9 protein-coding genes are annotated in these 9,103 nt (G+C 58.6%); 4 read left to right on the top strand and 5 right to left on the bottom strand.

Translation table 11 applies throughout. The annotated features are described in order from the left end of the window. Together EN879_RS13730 and EN879_RS13725 are read right to left on the bottom strand one after the other, a co-directional pair. On the bottom strand, positions 1–183 hold a 183-nt coding region (locus tag EN879_RS13730; protein WP_206520945.1), incomplete at its 3' end, for a manganese catalase family protein. Between the two features lie 171 nt (positions 184–354). Beyond that, positions 355–1,470 carry a hypothetical protein gene (locus EN879_RS13725; protein WP_164774404.1) on the bottom strand — a complete coding sequence of 372 codons (1,116 nt, stop codon included), beginning with the start codon at positions 1,468–1,470 and terminating at the stop codon, positions 355–357. 158 nt (positions 1,471–1,628) lie between these two features. Here EN879_RS13725 and EN879_RS13720 point away from each other — a divergent pair, with 158 nt between their 5' ends. Both EN879_RS13720 and glf read left to right on the top strand, forming a co-directional pair. Then, positions 1,629–2,801, top strand: a complete 1,173-nt coding sequence (locus tag EN879_RS13720; protein ID WP_024504622.1) for a glycosyltransferase — start codon at positions 1,629–1,631, stop codon at positions 2,799–2,801. A gap of 2 nt (positions 2,802–2,803) precedes the next feature. Then, positions 2,804–3,946, top strand: a complete 1,143-nt coding sequence (glf, locus tag EN879_RS13715) for a UDP-galactopyranose mutase (RefSeq protein ID WP_063170784.1) — start codon at positions 2,804–2,806, stop codon at positions 3,944–3,946. A gap of 86 nt (positions 3,947–4,032) precedes the next feature. Here glf and EN879_RS13710 read toward each other — a convergent pair whose 3' ends face one another. Beyond that, positions 4,033–5,199, bottom strand: coding sequence for a hypothetical protein (locus EN879_RS13710; protein ID WP_063170785.1), 1,167 nt, complete (start codon positions 5,197–5,199; stop codon positions 4,033–4,035). 451 nt (positions 5,200–5,650) lie between these two features. Here EN879_RS13710 and EN879_RS13705 point away from each other — a divergent pair, with 451 nt between their 5' ends. Then, a complete protein-coding gene (locus EN879_RS13705; protein ID WP_082826808.1) occupies positions 5,651–5,926 on the top strand; it encodes a hypothetical protein in 276 nt (91 codons plus the stop codon). 629 nt (positions 5,927–6,555) lie between these two features. On the opposite strand, the gene EN879_RS13695 is transcribed toward EN879_RS13705, so the two are convergent. After that, positions 6,556–6,729: a hypothetical protein gene (locus tag EN879_RS13695; RefSeq protein WP_013525125.1), complete on the bottom strand. Its 174-nt coding sequence runs from the start codon at positions 6,727–6,729 to the stop codon at positions 6,556–6,558. A 473-nt stretch (positions 6,730–7,202) separates the two neighbouring features. Continuing rightward, positions 7,203–7,700 carry a hypothetical protein gene (locus tag EN879_RS39900; RefSeq protein WP_013525124.1) on the bottom strand — a complete coding sequence of 166 codons (498 nt, stop codon included), beginning with the start codon at positions 7,698–7,700 and terminating at the stop codon, positions 7,203–7,205. Positions 7,701–8,244: 544 nt separating this feature from the next. Between EN879_RS39900 and EN879_RS13685 the strand changes: the two genes are divergently transcribed. Next, positions 8,245–8,979: a Crp/Fnr family transcriptional regulator gene (locus tag EN879_RS13685; RefSeq protein WP_013525123.1), complete on the top strand. Its 735-nt coding sequence runs from the start codon at positions 8,245–8,247 to the stop codon at positions 8,977–8,979. The last annotated feature ends 124 nt before the right edge of the window (positions 8,980–9,103 follow it).

Genomic DNA, 9,103 nt, shown 5'->3' with positions numbered 1-9,103 from the left:
GTTCAACAACAGGTCGCGGTATTTGGCCGGCCCGCGGCATCCCCATGCCTGGAAGAAATACTGCAAGGCCACGCGGATCTCGCCTTCTACTCCGCCGATGGCCTGCTGCAAGGCACGGGCAAAGACTGGATTGGGCGTTTCCACACGAACCGGGTACTGCAATTTCTTGTCGGTGTAATACATGGCTGACTCCTGGTTGGAAGTCAGCCGAACCTCAGCTCTGATGCATTGTTCCGTGCGAGGAACACTTAATTCCGGCAGTTTTCCGCGGGAATGTCTCGAGCCACGGACGCTTATTCGCAATGCGAGCCGTCCAGTTCGTTGATGCAGTCGGTACGAGTGGCGCCGACCGGATCACGCGACCCTGGAAAGCAGAGCGACGTCACATCTGGCCAAGCCGTAGCGCCACCGATGATCAGTCGTGGCGACCCGGCTCTGATAAAACAGTGAAAGCTGGCTGCCTTCGATCATCACTGTCGAGTGGCCGTTCTCTCCCGGCTGGCCTGGTTCCAGCACCGGGCCGATCGAGACGTAAGGTCCAGCAACGTTATCCGCGATGGCAAAAAACACGCGTTGCCGGTTCCCGCGAAGGCCATTGGGCAGAAAGCAAGTGGCATTGAGAAGCACGCGACCGTCCGGCAATTCGACCAGTTGTGCGCCCTCAATGCCCCATTCATAGTCGGGATCCTCTCTTGTGTTGTGGTGAGGCACATCATTGTGGTCGAGGATCTTGCCGATCCGCTTCCAGGGACCGAACCATGAGTCGGATTGGCTGCGTGCGAGATAGATGTCGGGCTGCGGCACCCTGGTGAATTTTGGCATGGCGGAATAGACGAGGTAGCGCTTGCCGCCAATAAGTGCGGGATGCGGATCGTAAATGCCATCTTCCTCCGTGTCCGGGATCGCGAGGATTGCGGGGCTAAGAACCACCCACTGGAACCCGTCATTGGAAACCGCATGCTCGCAGCGGCCGCCAGACTTCATGAACTCGGTCTGGATGAACATGTGAAAGACGCCGCTTTCGTGGATGACCCCCGGAGCCGCAACACCACTCCCATTGATTGGAAGCTCGATCGACTGATGCTCGGTCCACGGCCCATAAAGGTCCGGCGCCGTGGCGTGCAGTATCGTCCACGTCTCGGTGGTCACCGTGCCGCTCGAGCCGAAGACGTGCCACAGGCTGCCATCAAAGACGGGGCAAGGGTCCTTGAGATCATCCACGCTTTGCGGATGAAACAGCGGAAAAGCGTTGGTCGCAAAGTCGATCTTCATATCAGCCCCGGAATTCGCCTGGCACGGACTCGCCAGCGATGCGGGCGAATCAACTTGATGTCCTGCACATTTTATAGCCAGCGACTTCAACGCAAATACGGCAGGTCCGTTCTCCACCGACATTCCGCCGTCGCTCACGCTTTCAAAGCCCGGCGATGCGCGGCGAGCGTTCTCAGCTTCGCGGAAATATGGTCGCATTCGTCATCCGAGCGGTGACCGAGAGCTCTTCACTTCACCTTGGAACAACTCACGCGCTGGAAAGTTAGGACCTGGCATCGAAGTCTATTTCTCCTCGATCCGCGCTTAACAAATGTTAGTCGTAACATAAACTAAAGATTACGGGAAGGAACATCTCAATGGAAGCAGCCTTGGGCAGGGTATCCGCCAGTAAACACACTGGCAGGGAAAATCTACTGGTTTGCTTCTCCCACTTGCGATGGAATTTCGTTCATCAACGGCCGCAGCATATCCTCACCCTCGCATCAGAGCAGCAGAGAGTGGTCTACTTTGAGGAGCCTGTTTTCGAAGAACTGCCACAGCCGCAGATGCGGACGAGCGAGGCATCGCCAAACATCCTGATCGTGACACCAGTGCTGCCGCTCGGCGCGTCGGCCGCGAAATCAGATGCCGTGCAGCGGAGGTTTGTTCAGCAGATCATAGCTTCTATGCCGCACAGCCGGCTGATCGCCTGGTATTACACGCCGATGGCTCTCCGCTTCACGGAGTTTCTTGACCCAGACATATGCGTCTACGACTGCATGGACGAACTCTCCGCTTTCAAGAATGCGCCGCCCGAACTGGCGCAGATGGAAAAGGCACTTCTGCGCCGCGCCGATCTCGTTTTCACCGGTGGCCTGAGCCTGTTCGAGACCAAGCGCCGCCTGCATCAGGCTATTTACCCCTTTCCGAGCAGCATCGACGTGAAACATTTTCACAAGGCAAGGCTGCCAGGAAAGGACCCAGCCGATCAGGCCGGCATTCCTCACCCGAGGGTGGGGTATTTCGGCGTCATCGACGAGCGGCTGGACGCCGGACTCGTGGCGCTAGCGGCGCGGACGATGCCGGACGTGCATTTCGTCATGATTGGCCCCGTGGTCAAAATCGATCCTGCAATCCTGCCGAAGGCCGACAACCTGCATTGGTTGGGTGCCAAGGCCTACTGCGACCTGCCCGATTATCTGCGCCATTGGGATGCCGGCTGGATGCCGTTTGCACTCAACGAGGCGACCCGGTTCATCAGCCCAACCAAGACGCCAGAGTTCCTGGCTGCGGGCCTGCCCGTAATCTCGACGGCGATCGTTGACGTCGTGCGCAGCTACGGCGCTGCTGGACTGGTGGAAATCGCCGACAGTGACGACTTGGAGAGCAAGCTGCGCTCCATGCTTTTGCGACCGCGTGAGATGCTGCTGCCGCAAGTCGATGCCTATCTGGCTGACATGTCGTGGGAAAGAACATGGACGGCCATGGCCGCTCACATTGAGGGCGCCTACCGACGCAAGAAGGTCGTCCCGTTGCGCAGGAGCGCATAGCCATGTTCGATTGGCTGATCGTCGGCGCGGGGTTTGCCGGCAGCGTGCTTGCCGAAAGAATAGCCTCGCAGCGTCATGAAAGCGTTCTCTTGGTCGATCGCCGCAGCCATGTCGGCGGCAACGCCTATGATTGCTATAATGAAGCCGGCATCCTCATCCACCGCTATGGGCCACATATTTTTCACACCAACAGCCAGTCGATCGTGGACTACCTCTCGCAGTTCACCCAATGGCGCACATACGAGCATAGGGTTCTGGCGGCGGTGGATGGGATACTGCTCCCCATCCCGATCAATCTCGACACGATAAACCGCCTTTATGGCCTCGAACTGAATTCTGCACAGTTGGAGGAGTTCTTCGCGTCGCGACGCGAAACGGTAGAGGACGTGCGAACGGCCGAGGATGTTGTCGTCAGCACCGTGGGACGCGAACTCTACGAAAAATTCTTCCGTGGCTACACCAGAAAGCAATGGGGCGTCGATCCGAACCAGCTGAGCAAATCGGTGACGGCACGAGTGCCGACCAGGACCAACCGCGATGACCGATATTTCAGCGACAGCTTCCAGAAGATGCCTGCCGGCGGATACACGAGGATGTTCGAGCGCATGCTCGACCATCCGAACATCAAGATCATGCTGCAGACCGACTTCCGCGAAATTCGTGACGAGATACCGTTCAACCGCCTGATCTATACCGGCCCGATCGACGAGTACTTCGGCTGGCGGCTGGGGCGTCTTCCTTATCGTTCGCTCCGCTTCGAGCACGTCACCCTCGACCAAGAGCAGTTTCAGCCGGTTGCCGTCGTCAACTATCCCCAGACGGAAGATTACACCCGCATCACCGAGTACAAACATCTGACCGGCCAGCAGAACGCGCGGACCAGTCTGACCTACGAATATCCTACCGATATCGGGGACCCGTACTATCCGGTGCCGCGGGCCGAAAACGAAGAGCTCTTCAAGCGCTACGAAGCGCTTGGCGCAACCTGTCCCGACGTGTGGTTTGTCGGTCGCCTGGCAACCTACCGCTACTACAACATGGATCAGGTGGTCGGGCAGGCCCTGGCAACCTTCGCCCGCATCCAGAAGAGCGTCCCGGAATGGGCGAGCGCGGGGAAGGCGTCGTTGGCCGAAGGGGCGCTGTAGCTCGCCACCCGGACGTACCTGGGAGCATCGAGCGTGGCAAGGCGGCGCCGACAGGCGCTCGCAACATCCCTCGTGCCGCTCATGTATTAACGCGTCAGGTTCGCCGCGAACAAAGCTCGCTGGCGGGCCAATTCCTGCGCGATGGGCTTGCGGACGTGCCGACTGCCGTCCGCCTGGACGACCGAAAACAATCCCACCTCCGCATGCCGCGAATTGTCCCAGCCCGGATAGGCGGTTATCGGGTATAGGCAAATACCTTCGATCGGCGCTTCGAGGTCAATTGCGGCACGCACCTCGTCGCAGACATAATGGAGCCACGCCGCCCCGCCTGATCCCTCGGAGCCGGTCTCGGCGATGAACATCGACTTGCCATATCGATGCGCGACCTCGATCAGCATCTCGGATAGGGCACGGTACTCGTGGTGCCCCATGGGAATCGTCGGCCCGTTGAGGTACCACTGATTGTGCGGATAGAAATTCAGGCCAACGACATCGACAACATCGTCGCTGCCCCCCAACTCGGGCTCTGCCCGGCCCAGCAGCATGTCGTAAGCTTCGAACTGTCCGAGACGGGCATTTTCGGCCCGACGCCGTTCGGTCCGCGTCCGGTCGCGAGGGGCAATGTGGATAAGCGGCTCGGCCCAGACAAATCTGCAAGCGGGATCGACCTCGCGCATCGCGCGAACGCCAGCTATTGCAGCTCTCACGAGGTGCCTCTTGAACCATCCCCGCTTCTTCGGGCCAACGCGCGGGAAATAGCCAACCTCAACAGCCCAGGCGAAAAACGAGATTTCGTTGATCGGGCACAACAAAGGCGCTGTACCGGCGATTGAACGATGAACCCTCACAGCTTCTGCAGCGAACGAGGCATAGGCATCGATGAAATGCATCGACCCTTGATCAACGTGGTCTGGACATCCGTAGTGGAAGATGTCCCAGATGACCTGGACACCTGCCGATTGCGCTGCTTCGACCATCGGCGTCCAGCTTGACCAGTCATAGTTTCCAGGAGCGGTTTCGATGAGGTGCCAGCGCAACCCGTCGCGGACGGTACGAAGACCGAGTTCGGCGCAACGGCGGTAGTCGCCCAGGGCGTGCAAATAGTGCGAGGTCGCACGGATAAGATCGAGGCGGACGCCGTCCTTGCGCCGGTGCGACGAGCACTCAAAGCCAGCCATGAAAAAACTGGCGAAGGGCGACGTGCCCGCAATCGAAGTCACCTCATTGCCTTCGCTGTGTCGTGCTTCGCTCATACGAAGTCTCCTGCAGGCATTTGGGCTCAGTCTCGGCTGCCGAATGCAGATCGAAGCAGCCATGAGCAATCCGGCTGCCGTATCTCATCCGCCAGGCTGCACTTTCGTCCTGTGCTTAACGGGATGGTTCCAAACCGGATGATCGAGCCTTTGTTCCCGTCGACCCCGTCAGAGGCAGACAGCAGCCAGGGAAGAAGCTGCGCGAGGCAAGTCGGGGGTCAGGCACATGCCGTGATCGGATCATCCAACGCTCCGGCGAAGGCAGGCAACAGTCCGTTCAAATTTCGACTTTCCAATATCGATCATGCAGGCGAGAGGGACGAGGCCCGTCGCGTCAAGCCGCTCCTTCGATCTTTGCCGGCAGAGCGCGCGCCATTCAGCTCAAGCGGGAACATTGGCTACGTCAGCAAGTTTGATCGCCATAGCAAGGGGCCGCAGGGCGGGCGCGCAGATGAGACATCTGCTCAAGGAAATCCTGGTCGAGATCGCTGAAATCCTTCCAGCGATGGCTCAAAAGGGCGACAATTCGGCCGAAGCACTGCCTGTCCATGCGCCGAACTTCCCCCACGATCTGGAGCCGGTTATCCGGGCAGACCCTTCCTACGAGGTGCCATCGCAACGCGCCGACGATCGGCATAAATCAGTCGCAGTTGAGCAAGCCGCAAGCTGTATGGAGGGATGCGGCGCCGGCTCGGATGATCTTACCTTTGCCAGTCACTGCAGATGAACCCACGGTCAAGGCTCACGCCTCTGACGGGCACGGCGTCGAGTGCCGAGCGAACGGCTTCAACGTTTGAGGTGTGGGGCCGGGCTTACGGCCTGAAGATCAACGGCGGTTGGCCTGCGCCTCTTCATCGCGCCATCGCTTCGGTCCGCCTGCGACGCTACGCGACACAGTCGCGCGTGAGCCAACCCGTACCCACGGGTCAATCTCTTCTCCCAAGAAGGCCGCGCCATGGACGGACCAATAGTGCGGGCCCGGCCGAGGTATGACCCACTAGCCTTCGTCGGATGCCAGTGACAATATCCCACCAGGCGCCACCTGCAGCAGTTCCCTTGGACGGTCCTGTTCTGGCAATGAGATGATCCAGCCATAAGGTGCGCGGCTCAACAGCCTCTACCCCGTAGCATGTCTTTAAAGTGGCTTCTTCGAAGTGCGCTCCGGAGTGCAGCAGCCACATCACACGGGTTTTGTCGTCGACGCTGCCTTCTAAAGGCGCGTGGTAGCGGGAGCAGTCATGACACCCTCCGATGGGGCGGAAGCATGTTCTTCGCTCACAGCCGGCGGCGCCCAGAAACTACCGCCGCGAGAGCAATAATATTTTCAGTCGAGATCATGTGACCGGCAGAAGCGTTCTAGTGCCTCTCTTTCAGAAATCGGGCTTCACGAAGCAGCGAATTCCAATCCGTGCCGATAAGCTTGATCAGACCGCGCGCATCCGGCTCTGAAATACCGACTTCTTCAGACAGACGTCGGGCAAGCAATTGCTGATTGCCCTTTTCGACTCGGCCATCGCCATCCTTTTTCATTGGGTTCCTCCTTTGGGAAGCCAACTTGCGGAATGACCTTTCGTTTCACGAAACAAGAAAAAAGCCCGCGTCCGATTCGCGGCAGCGAGGATAGCGCCATTCGCTAGGGACTGTCGCAGGCGGTGCAAAGCAGGTCCACCTGGGGCGAACCAACACCGCACACCTTCGATAACGTACGCAAACCGGGTCCCAACAGAACCTGCGCGAACCCCGTGCAAGCCGCGCCGAAACGCCCCGCAGCCCCTCAGAATTAATGGGGATTGGCATCGGTGGTGTGTTTTGGGACGTGGGCGGTCAGGCGGGTCTCCTGACCTCCATGTTGAGGAAATGCTTCGGTCCGGGGCCGCCACGGTCCTCGAACGTAGCGGCTATGACGCCAGGGACTGGCATTTCAAGGGCCGCTATGGGAGATGGTCCAAGGGCGCGGGATGCTCGGATCAAAAACCGCGGGAACGCGGCCGTATCTTCTTTGATCACTGCCTGATGAACATGCCCGTATAGGTCTGGCCGGCGAGCGTATGGGTTGCGGACAGCGTGCCGTCGGGCATCATCCTAAAACTGACGTCCGCGCCATTCGGGAGGCGCCCCAGCTTCAACGTATTCCCTACAATTTTTCCTTCGCCCGCGGCCTCACCCGGATTGTCATCGCTCAGAATTCCCCATGCGTAGGTTACGGTCACCTTTCCGTTTGAAGAAACAGATTGAACAGACAGTTTACCTTCATATGTGCCTTCCAATCGCCCGACCCAATTGCCCGAAAAAGCAGCGTACTTTGTTGGAACGCCCTTTGAAGGAGGAATGATTGCCACGGATTGATCCATTATTGCCGGGCCGGGGGGAACAACGGCAGGATCCAAGGCGGATTGGGAGGGAATGGCAGCAGGTTCGATAGCGGCGGATTGCAGCGGTTCAGGAGCCGATTGGCACGCGGGTAGGGCAAGTGCTGCGAAGGCCAGTATAAGGTTCCGCATCAATTTCTCCACATCGTTTCCGACGGACATATCCGAAAGCCCGCTGATCGGCAGAAAGTTCGATTCCCCACCAGGCCGGATTTTGGAGACGCCTGATGAACCATGAGTGACGCCAATAGATAGCCGCTCGTCAACCGTGTGGCGACATTGCGCGGCCGGACCTCAAGCGGGCTCGTTGAGATGCCCATTTGCAAGGCCGGATTTCTCGCTTCAGGTGAGACGCCTTTTGCCTGATGCCTGGCCGGAGCCATCTGGCCCTCATAGGTGAGGTTGCAGCGTCAGGCCTTGGCGGATCAACCACCTCATGTGATGTCGCAGCGACCATTGCGAGCGCAGCCTATGTCATAGGTTAATGCGCTGCTCGAGGGGCTCGATTATGGGTGTGCAGCACTCCTGTGCCCCGTGCAATGAAGTCCCGGCCAAGGACCTGCCTCGGCATCCTGAATTCCCAGTTCCCGACCAGCAGTCCGGCGCCTCGTTACGGCTATCCGGAACTTTTGACGCGGATGCAAGTTCGATAACCAACATCAGCTAGGTAGCCACTTTGTCACCCACTTCATCCTCGGATGTACTTATCCGCAAGCTCCAGAGCATCTCGGATCTCCGAGAGGGCGATATTGATGTTTTGAAAGACATCCAAATTCAGGAGAAGGATTTTCTTGCCAATTACGACCTGGTGCGTGAGGGTGACCGCCCTGTCAATTCGTTCGTGGTTTTGGATGGCCTGCTCGGTTCCACCAAACTTACCGGCGATGGCAAACGGCAGATTACATCCTTCTTTGTGGCTGGGGACATTCCCGATCTGCACGGACTGCATCTGTCGGTCATGGATTGCAATTTCACGACCCTGACAGCAGCCAGACTGGGCTTCATGCGACATGACGCTCTTCGCGCCATTTGCGAACAGCATCCCCGAATCGCCACGGCTTTTTGGCGCTCGACGCTGATCGATGCAGCGATTTACAGGGAATGGGTTACGAATGTGGGACGACGCGAGGCCTATACGCGCATGGCTCACATCTTGTGCGAACTGATCTTTCGCTTGCGCTCGGTTGGACGCATCCAGGATCACGTCGCGGATCTTCCCATTACCCAGGCAGCACTTGGCGATGCATTGGGCTTGTCTACAGTCCACGTCAACCGAATGCTTCAGGAACTTCGACGTAGAGGCCTCATCGCCACCACAGGCCCAAGGGTGCAGGCTCTTGATTGGCCCGGCCTCACTCGTGCAGGTGATTTCGAAACGACGTACCTGCACCAAAGGAACCCCGCAGCTTAGTGGTGACGGAAGCTTTCGGATGGCACGATTTTTCTTTGATAGTGGCGATCACGATGTGGTCATCCAGGACGAAATCGGCATCGAATGTGCCGGTCTGGAGGAGGTGCGCCGCGTAGGCTTCGAA

The organism is Mesorhizobium sp. M7A.F.Ca.AU.002.02.1.1 (genome assembly GCF_003998535.1).
Taxonomy (GTDB): domain Bacteria; phylum Pseudomonadota; class Alphaproteobacteria; order Rhizobiales; family Rhizobiaceae; genus Mesorhizobium; species Mesorhizobium ciceri.
Note: the sequence above shows the minus strand (reverse complement) of the source record. Positions and strands in the feature narration are given on the sequence as shown.